General features: G+C 33.3%; 19 protein-coding genes. 13 read left to right on the top strand and 6 right to left on the bottom strand.

All coding sequences use genetic code 11. The features are described from left to right. Positions 1–10 precede the first annotated feature (10 nt). The 3 genes from pckA to J8M14_RS12880 all read right to left on the bottom strand — a co-directional run bounded on the left by pckA (position 11) and on the right by J8M14_RS12880 (position 4,384). Positions 11–1,636: a phosphoenolpyruvate carboxykinase (ATP) gene (gene pckA / locus J8M14_RS12890; protein ID WP_211075028.1), complete on the bottom strand. Its 1,626-nt coding sequence runs from the start codon at positions 1,634–1,636 to the stop codon at positions 11–13. A gap of 35 nt (positions 1,637–1,671) precedes the next feature. Continuing rightward, positions 1,672–3,501, bottom strand: a complete 1,830-nt coding sequence (locus J8M14_RS12885) for an SLC13 family permease (protein WP_247672630.1) — start codon at positions 3,499–3,501, stop codon at positions 1,672–1,674. 94 nt (positions 3,502–3,595) lie between these two features. Further along, on the bottom strand, positions 3,596–4,384 hold the full coding sequence (locus J8M14_RS12880) for a universal stress protein (protein WP_211075026.1): 789 nt from the start codon (positions 4,382–4,384) through the stop codon (positions 3,596–3,598). A gap of 169 nt (positions 4,385–4,553) precedes the next feature. Here J8M14_RS12880 and J8M14_RS12875 point away from each other — a divergent pair, with 169 nt between their 5' ends. Further along, a complete protein-coding gene (locus J8M14_RS12875) occupies positions 4,554–4,772 on the top strand; it encodes a DUF2892 domain-containing protein (protein ID WP_211075025.1) in 219 nt (72 codons plus the stop codon). An 11-nt stretch (positions 4,773–4,783) separates the two neighbouring features. Here J8M14_RS12875 and pdxH read toward each other — a convergent pair whose 3' ends face one another. After that, on the bottom strand, positions 4,784–5,386 hold the full coding sequence (pdxH, locus tag J8M14_RS12870; RefSeq protein ID WP_211075024.1) for a pyridoxamine 5'-phosphate oxidase: 603 nt from the start codon (positions 5,384–5,386) through the stop codon (positions 4,784–4,786). 4 nt (positions 5,387–5,390) lie between these two features. Next, entirely contained in the window at positions 5,391–7,772 is a 2,382-nt protein-coding gene (locus J8M14_RS12865; RefSeq protein ID WP_211075023.1) for a heavy metal translocating P-type ATPase metal-binding domain-containing protein, read from the bottom strand. A 115-nt stretch (positions 7,773–7,887) separates the two neighbouring features. Here J8M14_RS12865 and J8M14_RS12860 point away from each other — a divergent pair, with 115 nt between their 5' ends. Next, positions 7,888–8,799, top strand: coding sequence for a universal stress protein (locus J8M14_RS12860; protein WP_211075022.1), 912 nt, complete (start codon positions 7,888–7,890; stop codon positions 8,797–8,799). A gap of 14 nt (positions 8,800–8,813) precedes the next feature. Here J8M14_RS12860 and J8M14_RS12855 read toward each other — a convergent pair whose 3' ends face one another. Continuing rightward, positions 8,814–9,038: a hypothetical protein gene (locus tag J8M14_RS12855; RefSeq protein ID WP_211075021.1), complete on the bottom strand. Its 225-nt coding sequence runs from the start codon at positions 9,036–9,038 to the stop codon at positions 8,814–8,816. A 146-nt stretch (positions 9,039–9,184) separates the two neighbouring features. On the opposite strand from J8M14_RS12855, the gene J8M14_RS12850 reads away from it, so the two are divergent. From J8M14_RS12850 to J8M14_RS12800, 11 genes are all read left to right on the top strand, one after another. Continuing rightward, a complete protein-coding gene (locus J8M14_RS12850; RefSeq protein ID WP_211075020.1) occupies positions 9,185–10,033 on the top strand; it encodes a universal stress protein in 849 nt (282 codons plus the stop codon). Between the two features lie 12 nt (positions 10,034–10,045). Then, entirely contained in the window at positions 10,046–10,948 is a 903-nt protein-coding gene (locus J8M14_RS12845; protein WP_211075019.1) for a universal stress protein, read from the top strand. Further along, a complete protein-coding gene (locus J8M14_RS12840; protein ID WP_211075018.1) occupies positions 10,923–11,771 on the top strand; it encodes a universal stress protein in 849 nt (282 codons plus the stop codon). Before J8M14_RS12845 ends, J8M14_RS12840 begins: the two co-directional genes overlap by 26 nt. A 66-nt stretch (positions 11,772–11,837) precedes the next feature. Further along, complete coding sequence (locus tag J8M14_RS12835; protein ID WP_211075017.1) at positions 11,838–12,341, top strand: universal stress protein; 504 nt, start codon at positions 11,838–11,840, stop codon at positions 12,339–12,341. Between the two features lie 30 nt (positions 12,342–12,371). Beyond that, positions 12,372–13,220 carry a universal stress protein gene (locus J8M14_RS12830; protein ID WP_211075016.1) on the top strand — a complete coding sequence of 283 codons (849 nt, stop codon included), beginning with the start codon at positions 12,372–12,374 and terminating at the stop codon, positions 13,218–13,220. A 67-nt stretch (positions 13,221–13,287) separates the two neighbouring features. Beyond that, on the top strand, positions 13,288–14,139 hold the full coding sequence (locus J8M14_RS12825) for a universal stress protein (RefSeq protein ID WP_211075015.1): 852 nt from the start codon (positions 13,288–13,290) through the stop codon (positions 14,137–14,139). Positions 14,140–14,203: 64 nt separating this feature from the next. Beyond that, a complete protein-coding gene (locus J8M14_RS12820) occupies positions 14,204–14,626 on the top strand; it encodes a hypothetical protein (RefSeq protein ID WP_211075014.1) in 423 nt (140 codons plus the stop codon). A gap of 117 nt (positions 14,627–14,743) precedes the next feature. Next, the gene (locus J8M14_RS12815; RefSeq protein ID WP_211075013.1) at positions 14,744–15,586 is read left to right on the top strand and encodes an ATP cone domain-containing protein; all 843 of its coding nucleotides are present in this window, start codon (positions 14,744–14,746) and stop codon (positions 15,584–15,586) included. A gap of 10 nt (positions 15,587–15,596) precedes the next feature. After that, complete coding sequence (locus J8M14_RS12810; RefSeq protein ID WP_211075012.1) at positions 15,597–16,967, top strand: MBL fold metallo-hydrolase; 1,371 nt, start codon at positions 15,597–15,599, stop codon at positions 16,965–16,967. A gap of 103 nt (positions 16,968–17,070) precedes the next feature. Further along, on the top strand, positions 17,071–17,484 hold the full coding sequence (locus J8M14_RS12805; RefSeq protein ID WP_211075011.1) for a hypothetical protein: 414 nt from the start codon (positions 17,071–17,073) through the stop codon (positions 17,482–17,484). Between the two features lie 107 nt (positions 17,485–17,591). Then, positions 17,592–18,035 (top strand): Hsp20/alpha crystallin family protein, encoded by a 444-nt coding sequence (locus J8M14_RS12800; RefSeq protein ID WP_211075010.1) that lies wholly within the window; start codon positions 17,592–17,594, stop codon positions 18,033–18,035. Positions 18,036–18,062: the final 27 nt, after the last annotated feature.

Genomic DNA, 18,062 nt, shown 5'->3' with positions numbered 1-18,062 from the left:
AACAAATTAATTATACGTGTTCTTCTAAGTGGTGATGTTCATCAATTAGTGGTCCACCTTCAATAATTTGCTGAGAAGCTTGATTTGCAAACTTTTCAAAATTAAGGTGAAAAGAATGCGCTAATTGTATAGACTTACTTATATAGGCTCCTTTTTGTTTCCAGGTATTCATAGGATCCAGAATTTCTGAAGGTACACCCGGACAATATTCTGGCATAAATAGTCCAAAAATAGGATGCTGTTCATAATTTACTTTGTTTAATTTTCCTTCTAGAATAGCAGAGATCATAGCTCTTGTATGTCTTAGCCTAATGCGAGATCCAACTCCATATGCCCCTCCACTCCAGCCGGTGTTAATTAACCAAACATTTACATTTGCTTCCTTCATTTTTTTACTCAACATCTCAGCATAAACCGTTGGGTGTAATGGCATAAAAGGTTCTCCAAAACAAGCAGAGAATGATGGTACAGGTTCCGTAATTCCAGCTTCAGTACCAGCTACTTTAGCAGTATATCCTGAGATAAAGTGATATGCAGCTTGTCCCGGAGTTAATTTAGATACTGGTGGTAACACTCCAAATGCATCACAGGTAAGGAAGAAAATATTTTTAGGATTCTTAGCATATGATGGTTGTTGTATATTATCGATATGATAGATAGGATAACTTACACGTGTATTCTGGGTAATAGAACTATCTTCGAAATCTACTTCACCATTTTCTTTAAAAACTACGTTCTCTAGAATAGCACCAGGTTTAATAGCTCTAAAAATATCTGGTTCTCTATCTTCTGTTAGGTCGATTACTTTTGCGTAGCAACCTCCTTCAAAATTAAAGATAGTGTTTTCTGCAGTCCACCCGTGTTCATCATCTCCTATTAATTTGCGATCAGGATCAGCAGACAAGGTCGTTTTTCCGGTTCCTGATAACCCAAAGAAAATAGCAGTATCTCCTAGTTCTCCAACATTTGCAGAACAGTGCATGGGCAAGACATTCTTTTCAATAGGAAGGATCATATTTAAGGCAGAGAAAATTCCTTTTTTCATCTCTCCGGTATATGCAGATCCTCCAACTAATGCAATCTTTTTAGTAAAGTTAAGAATAGAGAAGTTTCCTTGTCTAATTCCATAAGCTGCAGGGTCTTTTGCTTCATATCCTGGAGCACATAGTACTAACCATTCTTCCTGAAAATTCTCCAGCTCAGATTCCTCACAACGTAAGAACATATTATAAATAAACATATTTGACCAAGGATATTCTGTGATCGTACGCACATTCATTTTATACTCAGGATCTGCACATACATAAGCATCTCTTACGTATAATTCTTTTCCTGACATATAATTGATAATTTCATGTTGTAACAGATCAAACTTATCCGGGTCAATAGGTTTATTAGTTTTACCCCACCAAACTTTATCTTTGGTATATTCGTCTTTTACCAAGAAACGGTCTTTTGGAGATCTTCCTGTAAACTTACCAGTATTAATGGCTAGTGTACCATTAGAAGTTTCTCTTCCCATTCCTTTTTCAATAGTAATTTCCTGAAGTTTCTCTGGAGAAAGGTTGTAATGGACAGTAGTTTCTTTTAGTCCATATTTCTCAAGATTGACTTTTGCTTTTAATACATTTTCCATTTTCTAAATAATTTAAAGTTGTAATACGTTGTTGGTTAAAAGGGCCATATCATTGGCACCAGTAAAAGGGTCATAACAAAAAATAATAGTAGTAGAGGTGCACCTACTTTTATGTAATCTAAAAACTTATAACCTCCAGCTGACATTACCATAGCATTGGTGGTCGTGCCAACTGGAGTAAGAAATGCTGTTGAAGCGCTAATCGCCACAGTGATCATAATCGGTTTTGGTGATATTCCCAGGTTGGAGGCAGCCAAAATTGCTATGGGTGCCATTAATACCGCCGTAGCCGAATTATTGATCGTCTGGCTAAATGCAGTAGTTAACAGGAATATACCGCCTAACAAAGCCAAAGGATGAATAACACCTAAATATTTTACTAAACCATCTGCAGCCATTTGTGCGATTCCGGTTTTCTGTAGTGCAATTCCCATTGGAATCATTGCAGCAATCATAATCACACTGGTCCAGCTAATACCTTTATAAGCCTTGGTGATAGGAACACAACCTGTGATCAAAATAATACCCGCACAAATCAATGCAGCTATAGCTCCAGGAACGATTTTAAAAACCAGCAGAACAATCATTAGTAATAATGTTCCTAAGGCTATATATGATTTTGGGGTTAATACTTCTACATTTCTTGCCATACCCTCGGGGCTACCACAGATAACAAGATTCTCAAACATTTCCTGAAGCTCTCCAATATTTTTCCATGAACCTCTAATGAGAAAGGCATCTCCGGCTTTTACCTTTATTTCTTTATCCTGAAGAGGCTCATTGTTTCTGGAAGCTCCTAAAAGTTGGATCTGAAATCGCTCGAAGTAATCCCCTATCTTAATTTTTCTGCCTACGAATAGGGATTTTGGTGTTACGATCACTTCTGCCATTCCTACTTCCTGATTAATAAGGTTGTTTTTTAGTTCTTCCTGTATAGGATCCAATCTCCATAATCCTAATCTGAAATCGATCATGATTTTGTTAATGGCTTCAGTCTCACCTTTTACCGTAATGATATCGTGATACATAAATTCTGTATCTTCATTAGGGAATTCGATAAAAGAAGGTGTTCCCTGGAACCGATTAGGATGTCTTCTTTTTAATCGAATAATAGAAACCTGATACTTTTCCTCAAAATTCCAATCCTTTATTCTAGTTCCTAGTAAAGGAGAAATTGATCTTACTCGTAGTCTAAAGTAATTTTGGTCCACACGATATGCTTCAATCCATTTATGAAGTTCTGAATCAATATTCACAGGTCTGTTTCTTGTTTGATAACTAGGTAGCAGTTTATAACCGAAATACCTGAAGTAAATAATCGCAGCGATCAATAATGGCAATCCAATCAAACCAAATTCAAAGAACGAAAAACCAGTAAATCCATGTTCTACTAATGCGTTACTGGCAATAATATTAGGTGGTGTCCCGGTTAAGGTGAGTAATCCACCTGTGTTTGAGCCAAATGCTACTGGCATCAATAGTTTTGAAGGCAGTGTCCCAATATTCCAGGCAGCTGAAATTGTAACCGGAAGTAATGTAGCTACTGTACCAGTATTGCTTACAAAACCCGATAATACACCTCCACCTAGTGTAATTATTACAAGCAGTTTCGGAACACTTTTGCCTGCCCATTGAATAAATTTGTTACCAGCTAGGGCGGTCCAACCTGTTTGTGCTAACCCCTCACCGATAATAAATAGCGCAGCAATCATAATTACTGTTGTATTACTAAAACCGCTGAAGGTTTCTGACACATCCAGAATTCCTGTTAGATATAAACTTAGCATCGATAGTAGGGCTACTACATCTGGCGGATATTTACCCCAAATAAACAAACCGATGGTGATTATAAATATGATTAACATGATATACATTTGATACCTCTTTTAGAAGTTGATTTTTTAGTGATTAAAAGGGAGGCCTTTTATCTTATTTTCAGAAATTTTATTTCTGGAAAAGTTAATCAATCGTCAAAAGTGGTACTGATGTATGAAGTGTCAATAATTGTGTTAATCTACCTTCAGAGGGTTTAGTTTTTTTAGAATGATTTCTAGGTAAAATAGCTAGTAAATCAATTTCTTTGTCATTGATATAATCAAAAATTCCTTTCTCTATATCAGTGTTTTCCTGAAATGTATGATGTGAATAGAAATTTTCTAGATAATATTCTAGAGTAGTTTCATTCTTCTCATCAATAGCGGAATAACCATAGGTTCCGTCTTCATTACATATCGTTAATACGTGTACTTCGGCATGAAACCTTCTGGCAATATTTAATAGGATTTCGAGAACTGTAGCGTCTTCAATTTCGTTTTTTCCTAAAACCAATGCAATTTTCTTAAGCTCAAATTCTTTAGTACCTTCTGGAATAGCAATTACTGGACAATCAGCTTCTAGTACCAACTTAGATGTATTTGTTACTGCTTGATCGCTTTCAGCACCTTTGGTACCCATAATAATCAGATCTGCCAAATATTCTTTTTGGGTTTCAAGGATATTTTGGACTATATCTCCAGTTGTAATTACCCAGCGTATTGAACCTTTGAAATAAGGATATTCTTTTTTGATATATTCTACTTTGTCTTTTACCTTCTTTTCATATGAAGCTTCATCGGATGCATCTGATGTATGGATTAATAAAATCTCAATACTTTCATCCAGATTTACAAAGTTAGCGGCATAGTGTAGTGCACTATCTGTTGTGGTGGTTAGATCAAATGGAACAAGAATTTTAGTGATGTCTTTCATAGTTCAAGTTTTTAGTTTTCAGACAATGTGGCTATGTCTTTAGTTGGTTTTAATACTACAAAGGTTGGTTTATTAAAGCTTCCATAAAATGACAATTATCATCTTTTAGGTTGTATTTGTTTTTCAAATTTGTAAAGATTTAATATCCTGTATTTTAATTTATTTGGAAATGAAAAAGAACTTAGGAAAAATAGATAGTGTTATCAGAATCCTTATTGGAATTGTATTGGCGTATTTATTCTATGAAAATTATGTATCGGGGACTTTAGGTATTGTATTATTATCTGTTTCTGGAGTATTAGTCATTACCGGCTTTATGGGCTGGTGTCCTTTATATCGATTATTTGGGATTAAGACATGCCAGGTTAAGAATGGATTTCGAGAATGATTACAGTTGACCTAGACAATACTATACTTAATGTCTTTTGACCAATTATAATCCGATTGCATCTTATATATAATGATTTTGTTTACTCCAAGGAGCGCATCATATTTAGTGAATTCTATCACTTCAGGCTTGATGATGTACCCACCCCAATATTCTGGTTTAGGAATGTCTCTGTCCTTAAATTTTGATTGATAATGCTTAAGTTGATCTTCCAGGTTTTTTCTTGAAGTTACAATATCACTTTGTTTAGAAGCCCAAGCACCTAATTTACTTCCTTCCGGTCTAGATTCAAAATAACCTTCTGATAGGTTTTCGGGAATTTTTTCTGCACTGCCAGAGATGAGAACTTTACGGTGAGATACTGACCAATTAAACAATATAGAGACATTGTTATTAGAAGCAATGGCTTTTCCTTTTTCACTTTCATAATTTGTAAAGAAGATAAAACCTTCCCAGGTAAACTGTTTTAATAAGACGATTCTGCTTTTGGGATATCCATCTAAACCAATGGTTGATAGTAGCATGGCATTGGCTTCTATTTCCGGATATTTTTGATGAATTTCATGAAACCATTTCTGAAAGTACTCTATAGGGTTGTGATCGGCAGGGCTCATTTTTTTAAGATTTTAATTTATGACCATACCAATTGGTAAACATAGTTACATATACTACAATCGAAATTGAACTCAATGGCATCAATATAGCAGCAATGATAGGCGATAATTGCCCTGTCACGGCAAAATATAAACCAATGATATTATACAAGAATGATAATATAAAACTGGATTTGATAATACCAATAGTACTTTTTGAAGCTTTTAGATAATCATAAATTCTGTCAAATTTTGAAGCATCCAGAATAGCATCACAGGCCGGTGAAAATACATTGACATTTTCTGAAATTGCAATACCAATATTACTTTGTGCCAAAGCCCCGGCATCATTTAGCCCGTCACCAATCATGATAACATTGTTTTCTTCTTGCTGCAATGACTTTATGAAGTTTAGTTTATCGTCTGGATTTTGATTAAAGTAAAGGGAGGTGTTTTCAGGAAGCATTTGACGGAGGTATTCTTTTTCTCCTTCATTATCTCCTGATAGGATAGATAGTGTATAGGTTTTGGATAATTTTTCAAATTCTTGTTTTACACCTTCACGATATTGGTTATGAAATGTGTATTGCCCTTTGTATTGATCATTAACATTGATATGTACATTGGTTTTTAAGGTATCAGTATCACCACTATCACCAACAAAAGTTGAAGAGCCAATTTTAATGGTATTGTGAGCAGACTTACCTTCAATTCCTTTTCCTAAGTGTTCCTGATATTCATCCAGGGTTAGGATATCCTGTTCAGCAAGCATTTCATATAGTGTTCTACTTAATGGATGATTTGAAGCGCGTAATGTATTTTTGAGCAATAATTCTTCTTCTAAAGTTAATTCCAGTCCATGGTACTCAATGCTTTTTTTTTGATTAGTAGTAATAGTACCGGTTTTATCAAAAATAATAGTATCTGCCATTGCCAATTGTTCGATCACGTCTGCATTTTTGAGATAAAATTTGCTTTTTCCAAAAACACGCAACATATTTCCTAAAGCAAAAGGGCGAGCTAATGCTAAAGCACAGGGACATGCGATAATCAGTACTGCAGTAAAGACATTAATTGCTTTAGAAGCATCAGTGAATATCCAAAATGTGGTAGCGAGAAATGCAACGCAAAGAATGATTATTGTAAAATACCTACTTATCGTGTCAGTTAGATTTACAAAGGATGCGGTTTTATCTTTAGCAAACACATCATTACTCCATAATTGGGTTAGATAACTTTGCTCCATAGATTTAAGAGTTTCAATTTCAATAGCACCACATAATTGTCTACCACCAGCGAAAATTTTATCTCCGGATTGTTTAGTGACGGATTCACTTTCACCGGTTACAAAACTATAGTCAATCTGTGCATTTCCTTTAATTAGAATGCCATCCACGGGGATCAACTCTCCATTTCGAATTAGTAATCGATCTCCTTGCTTAATGTCATATACCTGTATGTTTTCCTCTTTTTGTGTTTTGGATGATATTCTGGTTACTGCAATAGGGAAATAGGATTTATAATCTCTTTCGAAGGATAAAAACGAATATGTTTTTTGTTGAAAGAACTTTCCTAACAGTAAGAAGAATACTAATCCCGTAAGGCTATCAAAAAAACCAGTACCCCAATCAAAAATGATTTCGGTGGTGCTACGAACAAAAAGTACTAATATGCCCAAAGCTATAGGTACATCAATGTTTAATAGTTTGGATCGTAGTCCCTTATAGGCGGATATAAAATAATCCTGTGCAGCATAAAAAACCACCGGTAATGAGAAGGCAAACATCAACCAACGAAACACAAGTTTATATTTTTCCAACCAAAATTCTGATACTTCAAAATATTCAGGGAATGATAAGAACATTACATTACCAAAAGCGAATCCGGCTATTCCAAGTTTATATATCAGATTTCTGTTGACCTGCTTTTCTCCAGAAGTATAATCATCAAGACTGATATAGGGTTCGTATCCTATAGAACTGAGTAATGATACTACTTTTTTTAACGTACTATGTCCTGGATTAAAAGTAATACGAACTGTTTTCTTAGGAAAGTTTACCTGAGACGTACTTATACCGGGTTGAAGTTTATGTAAATTTTCTAAAATCCAAATACAAGAACTACAATGAATGTGAGGAATATATAAAGTAACAATTTCAGTGGTGTTGTCGCTAAATTCTATTAGTTTTTCAGCAATAGTAGGATTGTCGAGATAATCGTACTTTCCTTCAATTTCCTCAGGAATGGCTCCAGGAGCTGATTGTAGATCATAATAACAGGATAGATCATTACTCGAAAAAATATCATATACAGTTTTACAACCATTACAGCAGAAGTCTTTTTTATCATAAGTAATTATTGTTTTACCACAATCATTTCCACAGTGGTAACACAGGGGCGTTATCATAATAGATATTTATTTATTGCAAAAATGAAAAAGACTATTCTGATATAATATGATAAAAATCATAGTTATACCCTTGGTAACAGATTAGTTTTGAGACCATGTAATACAACACGTTATGAAAAGAATACTGTTACCCACAGATTTTTCAGAAAATTCCTGGAATGCTATTGAATATGCTGTGTCTCTCTTTAAGGATTCTGCTTGTACTTTTTATCTGTTACATACGTATCATAAGATTATTTATGAGACGGTGCATCTTTCTGATGTTCCCGCAGAGCGTAACATAGAAAATATTGTAAAAACCAATGCTATTAATAATCTGGAGCGCATAAAAACTACATTGTTAGAAGTATATCCTGATACAGAACATCAATTTGAGATCGTGACAGCTTTAGGAGCTGTGGTTGATATGATAGAAGATGTTGTGAAAAAAGAAAAGATTGATCTCATCATTATGGGGACAAAAGGAGCAACAGGTGGCAAAGAAGTGTTTATGGGCAGTAATACAGTGCGAGTTATTAATACTATTAAAAGTTGTCCTGTAATTGCCGTTCCTGAAAGTTTCAGTTTTATATCTAAGCCTAAAGAAATTACATTTGCTACTGATTTTAACCACTTTTATAGTAAGCAAGAATTACAACCTCTTGTGGATATGGCAAAATCTTTTAAAGCAGTGGTGAGAATTGTTTACATACAACAAGAGGATGGTGTATTAACTGAGGAACAACAGTTTAATTTAGGAATGTTACAGAAATATCTTGAAGAGGTTGAATACTATCAGCATACTATAACCAAAGGAGATTCTATATCAAAATCACTTCAGGTTTTTATTGATGAACTAGGGGTTTATTTATTGGCAATGCTTAATTATCAGCATAGTTTTGTAGAAAAACTAACTCGTGAACCAATTATCAAAAATGTTGCATTCCATACCCAAATACCGTTTTTAGTAATCCCAGAATTAGGAATGAGTTCTTCATTTTCCAAAACGGTTAAAAAGAAATCCAAACTAGAAGGAATGCGGTAAAATAATGATATGTTCTATTGATCTTTAGGGATAGGATGATCCTCATAAAAATCTTTAAAGGTTTTGTCAGTCGTATACTTGTCTTTTAAAACTTTATATACCATTATAATAATCATAAGTTGACCAATACAAGTAAGATAAAACACCCAACTGAATGAAAAGTTCATGACTGCCAATATAGTTACTAATAATAGCATCACAGAGGTAATAATTACCATTAAAATTGCAGAAATTTTCATTGCTAATTTTTAAGTTAATATAAAAAAATTAAAGCGTAACAGGTCTTAAAGATTAGCTAAAAATCGAATGACTTAACTGACAAAAATCATAGTTTCTAAGCTCGTTCTTAGCTAGTTTTGAGATAAACACATCAAAACATCTGATGATGAGAAAAATAGTGATTCCAACAGATTTTTCAGAAAATGCAATGAATGCGATTCGTTACGCTATGGAGCTTTTTAAGTATGAGCGAAGTGAATTTTTGATTTTTCATGCATATGCTGATGAGGTATATGATCATAATACATTAGTTTCTCGAAAGATTTTTGATGAACTAAAAGACAGTGTTCATAAAAATTCAGAGCAACAATTATCAGAAATAATTAAGATCATCAAACAAGTTTCTCCAAACCCCAGACATACGTATACTACTCTTTCTACTTTTGGTACTTTAATAGATGAGGCAAATGATATAGTCGATAAGGAAAATACCGATATCCTAATTATGGGTACAAGAGGCAAAACCAATGATCGAAAGTTAACTTTTGGGAGTAATACATTACAAGTACTTAAATATGTAAAATGTCCTGTTTTAGCTATTCCCAGTAACTGTTCTTATCATCAGCCTAAAAACATATTGTTTCCTACTGATTATTTAATGCCTTATAAGCGAAGAGAATTAAAATTATTATATACGCTAACCAAAAGCTTTAGATCAAAAACTAACTTCTTACATATCGCTAGCTATGATCATCTGTCTATGAGGCAGGAAGATAACAAAGCTTTCCTGGAAAACTCATTACAAGGAACTGAACTTGAGTTTCATAGAGAAGAGTCGGAGAATCTTACAGCTGCAATTAACGAGTTTATTATAAAAAACAAAATAGATTTTTTGGTTATGGTCAACTCTAGACATTCTTATTTAGAGAATATTTTATATCAATCCACAATTGATAAAATAGGATTACATATCAAAATCCCTTTTTTAGTAATGCAGAATTTAGAACGATATTAAAACTATACAGTGATGAAAAGAATATTATTACCCACAGATTTTTCGGATAACGCATGGAATGCGATCAGATATGCTATACAATTTTTTAAAGACGAAGAAACCACCTTCTACTTGCTAAACACATTTACTCCTGTATCATACCATGCGGGATATCTTATTGAGAACCCTACACTTTATGGAATGGAAGATGTAGGTATGATAAACTCTAAACGCGAGATAGAAAGAATTGAAGAAAAAATTAAGAGCGAGTTTAAAAACGCAAAACACAGTTTTGTTAGAATATCTGCATTTAATACATTAATCGGAGAGATTAAAGAAGCCACCGAAAAGTATAATATTGACCTCATTGTTATGGGTACTAAAGGAGCTACTGGTGCTAAAGAAATCTTTATCGGGACGCATACGATGTATACAATCAAAAAAGTGAAGTGTCCAGTTATTGCAGTTCCATCAGGATTTGAATATGAAGAACCTAAGGATATACTGTTCCCCACAGATTATAATCTTAGTGTTAATAATAAATACTTATCCTTGGTAAAAAACATATGTGATAAACATGTAAGCAGGCTTAATATCCTTAATGCATATTACGGAGTCCCATTGGATGATGAACAGGAAGAAGTGAAGGATTTTCTGGATGAATACTTTAAGAATAATGCTCATATTTTCCATATTGCTGATGGTATGGATGTATTAGAAGCTGTAGAAGATTTTCAGAAAAAACACAAAATTAATCTCTTAGTAATGATTCATAATAAGCATTCATTTTTTGAAAACTTATTATTTACCCCTGTAATTAACCAGATAGCATATCATACCAATATTCCATTTCTTGTGATTCCGTCAGAAGATAGAATTGGAAAAAGTAATGTACAAAAAACGCTTAAAAATGAAGAAGATACTTATTCCAACTGATTTTTCTGATAATGCGTGGAATACTATTTTATATGCAATGGAATTGTATGCTAATATTCCATGTGATTTTTATATCCTAAACACATATGATATAACTCCTGTAAAACTTGTTACTACAGTTAGTTCTCAACGAGTAGGACATCTTTATGAAACTGTTAAAATTGAGTCTGAGCAGGGATTAAAAATGATCCTTGATGATATAAGCAATTCTAATACTTCTTTAGATCATAGCTTTAAAACTATTTCTAAATCAGGTTCTCTGTCAAAGGTTTTAAGAAAAATGACCAAGAAAGACCATTATGATAGTATAGTCATAGGAACCAAAGGAGCAACAGGAGCCAAGGAGATTTTTTTAGGGAGTAACACCCATAGAGTGATTAAGGAAATGCCTAATTGTCCGGTTCTTATCATACCAGAAGAATCTTATTTTGAAGAAATTTCGAATGTAGCATTTGCTACAGATTTCGCAAGAATATACCATAGGGCAGAAATTCAGCCTATTGTGAACCTTGCAAAAAGTCAAGATGCAACTGTACGTATGATTCATGTATATGATGAACCAAAGCTAAATATAGTTCAGCATTATAATTCGAACTCGTTAGAAGAGTATTTTAAAAAATTAAAATATGATTTTCATGTAATTCCTGATTTCTCGACTGTAGAAAAAGCGATACAGGCATTTATTGAAGAATTAGAAATAGATGTGTTGGCTATGATCAATTATCCACATAGTTTTATTGAACGATTATTTAGAGAAAAAGTTATTAAAAAAATTACTTTCCATACCACAATCCCATTTTTGGTTATACCTGCTGATAACTGAGATTTGTCATAGTATTCGGGGTTTTTTAGAGATAATTTTACAATATCACTTATAAAATCAAACGATATGAAACGAATACTTGTTCCAACGGACTTTTCTATCAATGCGTACAATGCTCTTTACTATGCGACACGCTTGTTTAAAAATGAGCCGTGTAAATTCTATATACTGAATACTTTTGATGCAGAAACTCATATTCTAACTAGTAGAATTGATAATCATAAAGATAGCTCAGAATATCAAAAATCACTTGATAATTGTAAGGAGAAATTGACAGAAGTAATGCATTCTATTGTAAGAGATACTGAAGATTTTGATCATAGTTTTGAGACAATTTCAAGTTCTAAGGAGCTATTAGAATCCCTAAAGGAAACTATAAAAAATAAAGATATAAATATCATTGTGATGGGTACCAAAGGAGCTACTGGTGCCAAAGGCTTTTTTATAGGAAGTAATACTGCCAATGTAATTCAAAAAATAAAAAAATGTCCTGTCTTGGCTGTTCCTGATGGGTTCGACGTAGAAAACTCTTTTGAATCCACTTTCTCAGAAAAAGAGCATTTATATTAAGGATATGACAACCCATAAAACCTAAAAAAGATGAAACGTATACTTGTTCCAACCGATTTTTCGAATAATGCATATAGTGCGCTTTTCTATGCTACACGGTTATTTCAAAATCAACCTTGTCAGTTTTATATTCTAAATACATTTGATGTAAACACCCCCATTTTAACCAGTAGAATAGATACTAGTAAAGGAGATATTTTATATCAACAACTTGCCAGGGAGTCTAAAGATAAGTTAACAGAAACTTTTCATGCCATAGTTAGGGATACAGATGAGCTGGACCATACTTTTGAAACCATTTCAGTGTCCAAAAAACTTCCTGAAACTATTAATAAAACAATTAAAATTAAAGAGATAGATCTTGTGGTTATGGGAACCAAAGGTGCTAGTGGTGCCAAAGAAATTTTTATGGGTAGTAATACGGTAAAAGTGATCCAAAAGATCAAAGGTTGTCCTGTTCTTATGGTTCCTGATGAATTCGACTTTGAAAAACCTGTAGAAATTGCATTCCCTACAGATTTTAGACGATTTTATATAGAAGAAGAATTAAAACCATTGATAGAGATAGCATCTTTATTCAATGCTCATATTAGAATCTTTCATATACACGAAGAAGAAAAATTAGACGAAATACAGGAACATAATTATGCAGCACTTAAAAAATATCTAAAAGACTTTAAACATAGTATGCATTGGGTATTCAAACTATCAAAAAAGACAGAGCTCATTAATACTTTTATTCAGCAGTTTAGTGTCAATATGCTGGTGATGGTTAACTATAAACATAGTTTTATGGAAGGTATTACACATGAACCTGTAATTAAAAAAATAGGCTTTCATCCAATAGTTCCCTTTTTAGTAATACCGGACATGAGTTGATAATTATCATAGTTTTCGATCTGTTCAGATTATATTTTTATACTACATAAACATAAAACCTTTACACATGAAAAAGAAGATCTTATTACCTACCGATTTCTCAAAAAATGCTTGGAATGCTATCGTTTATGCCATAGAGCTCTATAAAAATCAGGAATGTGACTTTTATGTCCTTAATACTTTTAATGCTACTGGATACGCTCTGGAAAGTATGATGGTTCCTGAACCAGGAGAAAAGATTTTTGATGAAGCCAAAGCTAAGTCAGAAGAGGGTTTAGGTAAGATTTTAGAAAGACTATCATTTAGAGACGAATATCCTGGTCATAAGTTTTTTATGATATCTCAATTCAATAGTATTTTGGAGGCGATTAAAGATGTTGTAGAAAAACAAGATATAGACATGATCATTATGGGTACCAAAGGAGCAACCAATGCTTCTGATATAATTTATGGAAGCAATACGGTTTTAGTTATGGAAAAATCCAGAGGCTGTCCTGTAATGGCTGTCCCTGCGGGAGCTGATCACAAAACTTTAAAAGAAATCGTTTTCCCGACAGATTTCAATATGAATTTTAAACGAAGAGAACTACAGGATTTAATAGAGGTTGTACAAATCAGTAATGCAGAATTAAAGGTATTGTATATTACTAATGGAGAACCTTTGACCGCAGAACAAGAAAGCAATAAAAAATTATTAGAGGAGAGTTTTGAGAATTTAAAGTATTCTTTTCATACCCTTAATAATATTGATGTTAAGTCTGGTGTACGGTGTTTTGTAGAGAGTAGAGAGAGTGATATGATTACTTTTTTTAATAGAAAACACAGTTTCTTTGGCAGTATATTTTCGCGACCTATGGTCAAAGACTTAGGATATAAATCTACAGTACCGGTATTGGCTCTACATGATTTAAGAAGTTAAAAAAACAATACTAAACATGTTTTCCGTTTCAGGAGGGCATATATAACAATTAAACACAAAAAAAATGAAAACTATAGGAATCTGGATGGACAAAGAAAAAGCTTACATTATTGAAGTCAAGGAGGTTGGAGAAAAGATGATTACTATACCATCAGAGATTGAGGATTTTCGTATACACGGGGGTTCGGGTACTCGATTAAAAGGTGGTCCGCAAGATGTAGTTCAGGATAGTAAATATTTAGAACGAGAAAAGAATCAATTCAAGGCTTATTTTAAAGAAATCATCCCTTTTATAAAAGATGCGGATAAACTGGTCATTTTTGGACCGGCAGAGGCGGGAGAAAAATTTGTAAAAGAACTGAATGAAAATTATAAAGAAATCCACCAAAAGTTAGATGGTCTTTTTAAAGCAGATAGCATGACTGAAAATCAAACAAGAGCTTTGGTTAGGGATTATTTTAAGAAACCAAAAAAAAGTACCGTTTGATAACGTTGCTGTATTGATAGATATTTCTAGTTGTTTATAGAACACGCAAATAGCTTCTATTGACCAAAGGTGAACTATTTGCGTGTTTGCTTAAAAAAGCTGATAAGGGATAGAGGTGTGAAAAATCAAGATTTTGATATCATAAAATCTTCTGGAGAAAAGGTTAAATTTTCACTTCATAAACTTCGGAACTCACTAAAACGTAGTGGAGCTGATGAAAAGGTCGTTGAGCAAATCATAGATAAAGTACTAGATGAATTGTATCAAGGGATTACTACTAAAGAGATTTATAACCGTGCGTATGCATTGCTGAAAAAGAAGAAATCCTTTTTTGCATCAAAGTATAAACTAAAAAAAGCAATCTATGAGTTAGGGCCAACGGGTTTTCCTTTTGAACGTTTTATTGCTGCAATATTACAATATTCGGGATATGAAGTCAAAGTTGGTCAAATCATTAAGGGGAAATGCGTTTCTCATGAGGTAGATGTAATTGCCAGAAAAAATGGCAAGTATATTTTAATAGAGTGTAAATTCCACAGCGAAGAAGGACGTAATTGTAACGTAAAAGTTCCACTATATATTCATTCCAGATTTCAGGATGTCATTGCACTTCATCAGAATCAGGATTTTGTCAATATGATTCCTGATGAAGGCTGGGTAGTAACCAATACTCGTTTTACAAAAGATGCAACTCAATATGGTGAATGTTCAGGTTTATATCTATTAAGCTGGGATTACCCAAAAGAGAATAGTCTTAAAGATAGAGTAGATCGATTAGGGTTGTACCCAATAACAGTTTCCACCTTGCTTACCAATAGAGAAAAGCAGTTTTTGCTTAGCAGAGATGTCGTATTGTGTAAACAACTTATTGGAGATGTCTTTTATCTCGACCATTTAGGTATTTCTGAACAACGAAAACAAAAAATTCTAAAAGAAATTACAATGCTGCGTAACCTGTAAATAAATGTTTATGTCATCGATTAAGATTCATTTTCTTGGAGCTGCAAGAACGGTCACAGGTTCAAAGTTTTATATTGAAACACCGCAGAAAAACATCTTAATTGATTGTGGGATGTTTCAGGGTGTAAAGGAGTTGAGGAAATTAAACTGGGAACCTCTGCCAATTCTTGTTTCCGAAATTGATATTGTTTTGTTAACCCATGGACATCTTGATCATACAGGGTATTTGCCGCGATTGGTAAAAGAAGGATTTACTGGAAACATAGTTGGGACCTCACCAACACTGGCAATTACAGAAATTATCCTTAGAGATAGTGCTAAGATACATGAGGAAGAGGCAGAAAAAGCAAATAAAGAAGGATATTCTAAACATGATCCGGCATTACCTTTTTATACTGAAAAAGATGCGGAACAAACAATTAGGTGTTTTCGACATAAGGAGGAAGATCGTTGGATCTCTTTATCCCAAGACATTCGATATAGATTTCATTATAATGGGCATATCATAGGATCTACTTTTATAGAATTAGAAATATATGGAAAGATTCTCGTGTTTTCAGGAGACTTGGGAAGAAAGCACGATGTATTATTGAGAAATCCTAAAAAGCCTAAATGGGCAGATTTTCTTTTTGTCGAAAGTACTTATGGAAATAAATTACATCCCACAGATGATATCGAGGAAAAACTGATCGAACTGATTCAGGATACATTATATAAAAAAGGTACATTGATTATTCCATCTTTTGCAGTTGAACGATTACAGGTATTGATGTACATATTATGGAAATTATACCAAAAAAACAGAATTCCTAATATTCCAATTTATGTAGATAGCCCAATGGGTAACAATGTACTTTCTGTTTTCGAAAGTTTTCCTGATTGGCATAAACTACCCCTGAATGAATACCGTGCTATTTGTAACCATATTAATATTGTCACCTCATATAGAGAAACTTGGGAAATTATAGATAATCCTCGTCCCAAAATTGTTATTGCCGGTAGCGGTATGGTTACTGGAGGAAGAGTACTTACGTATTTGCAACAGCTCATAGATTTAGAAACAACATCAGTTCTGCTAGTAGGTTTTCAAGCTGAGGGTACACGTGGTAGATTACTTCAAGAAGGTACTCATGAAGTCAAAATATATGGTAAATATTATTCGGTAAAGGCAAAAATATATTCTATAGAAAGCTTATCGGCGCATGCAGATCAGCAAGAATTAATGGATTGGATGAGTAGTATTAAGAATGTTCCTGAAAAAGTGTTTCTTATCCATGGAGAAGCTACAGCCTTAGATACTTTGAGAGTAAAAATACAAGATGCTTATCGATGGAAAGTGCAAATTCCTAAGCTTTATGACGTTTTAGAAATTCTTACCTAAAGCTATGTTAATGTTACTTCTAAACTGATAATTGTCATTTTTTTAAGCTTATGGTTTTGGTAGCTTCCTATGCCATGTTTAGTTCACCTTAAAACCATATCCGATGACAACTATATCCAAAACATCTGAAAAAGAACTTAAAGAGATCCATTTGGATGCTCTAGCCTGGAAATCTAGCCTTCAGTTTATAGAAGGAGAAGTTTCATTTATAAAACAGCTACTCAATTCTTATGTGTTTGAGCCTACTACTCCTAACCTTTTTGAGAGGCTTCAAGAGTTTAGAGAAAAAATAACAAAGGTTGAAGAAGAAATAGATACTATTTATCAAGCCATAAGAAAACACGAAAGTGAATTAGGAGGAATACTTGATTGTGATACAGTTTCTTATGATCACTATCATTATCAGAACCATCAGCTATTAGGGGATACATATATTAATTTCCATAATGATTTTCAGGAGTTAAAATCTGATGTATTCAGATATGCTGGTGGAATTCTGAAAAAGAAAAAGAAATGAATTCAAAATACTGGCAAACTGACAATTATCATTTCATAGGCTTTATGATCAACCTAATTTTAGCATAAAACAAACAATAATTAATAACTCTAAAAAACCTTAACGTTATGTCATTAATTAAATTTAACAAGAACAGGTTTCCGTGGTTTAATGATCGGATAGCAACCTGGATGGACACAGATGACTTTTTTGCAGATGATTTTTTTGTAAGAGATAGAAATTTACCCGCAATGAATGTCAAGGAAAATGAAGATAACTTCGAAATCGAACTTGCAGTTCCTGGTTTTTCAAAAAAAGATATAGAAGTAACTATGGAAAATGACACTTTGCACATTTGTGCCAAGCAGAGCAAGGAAGAAGTAGAAGAGGAAGAAAACTATACCCGTAGGGAGTTTAATTATAGCTCATTTGATAGAAAATTACAATTACCTACCAGTGTGGATCAAAATAAAAAGGTAAAAGCTGTTTACAAAAATGGTGTTCTGAAACTTGATCTTTTGAAAAAAGAAGAGGCCAAAGAGCCACCAAAAAGAGTAATTGATATAGCTTAACTATAAAAAAGGCAGAAATGAGGTTTG

Origin of the sequence: Aquimarina sp. MMG016, from assembly GCF_018100805.1 — a bacterium.
Taxonomy (GTDB): Bacteria; Bacteroidota; Bacteroidia; order Flavobacteriales; family Flavobacteriaceae; genus Aquimarina.
Note: the sequence above shows the minus strand (reverse complement) of the source record. Positions and strands in the feature narration are given on the sequence as shown.